Source organism: Arsukibacterium sp. MJ3, from assembly GCF_000987765.1.
GTDB lineage: Bacteria > Pseudomonadota > Gammaproteobacteria > Enterobacterales > Alteromonadaceae > Alishewanella.
The window spans coordinates 1-959 of sequence record NZ_LAHP01000076.1; the positions used below are offsets into that span (position 1 = coordinate 1).

Here is a 959-nt window from a genome sequence, read left to right on the forward strand (position 1 = left end):
TGGCAAGCAGCGATTGATAAATTACGAACATTGATTGATGATCCGCAAGCGAGTTTTTAAATGCTTAAATTCGTGGGGATCTCTCAGACTCTGACCCCATTGATCCGGCGGGGTTAACCGCACGGTATTAAGTGATGTAGTAAAAGCACCGAATGGCCTGGTACGGCGCTGGACTTATGGTAATGATTTAGTCCGCGCATTGTCGTTTGATAATAACTATCGATTAGACTTTATTGGCACCACAGGCATTCAAGCGCTTACCTATATTTTTGATAATAACAGTAACATCACCCGTATTAACAACTACATTAATACGGCGCACACGCAAAACTTTAGCTACGACAAACTTAACCGTTTAACCGGCATTACCAGCACTGGCCTGGGTAACCATAACTTTAGCTATGATAATCTGGGTAACCGCACTGCGCGCAGTGGCGCTATTGCAGAAAGTTACAGCATTAACACCAGCTCTAACCGACTTAACCAGGTAACGCGCGGCAGCCAGACGCGGGTATTTACATATGATGCCAACGGTAATGTTACAAACGAAAAGCAGTTTAACGGCAGTAACTTTACCTATGTGTATAACAGCGATAACCGCATGGTAAAAGCCGGCACTACCGATTATAAATACAATGCGTTGGGCCAGCGAGTGTATAAAATGGTCGGCAGTACCGAAACCCGCTTTATCTTCAGCCCAGAGGGCCAGCTGCTAGCAGAAGGCACCACCAAGCAATATATTTACTTTCAGGGGCAAGTTGTTGGTTATATTTTAAATAACCAGCTGTATTATGTGCATAACGACCACCTGGGCCGGCCAGAAGTCATTACCAACCAAAGCAAGGCGGTAGTGTGGCGGGCTAAGTTGGAAGCGTTTGACCGTGCGGTGTTAACCACCAGTATGATGCAACTTTAGGCAGATACTTGCAGAGCGATCCAATAGGGTTAGCGGGTGGGTT

Annotated in this window: 1 protein-coding gene; it reads left to right on the forward strand. The window is 45.9% G+C overall.

Annotated elements, in window-relative coordinates; translation table 11 throughout:
• Window positions 1-199: 199 nt before the first annotated feature.
• Window positions 200-916, forward strand: coding sequence for an RHS domain-containing protein (locus tag VT06_RS18290; protein WP_046555481.1), 717 nt, complete (start codon window positions 200-202; stop codon window positions 914-916).
• Window positions 917-959 lie beyond the last annotated feature (43 nt).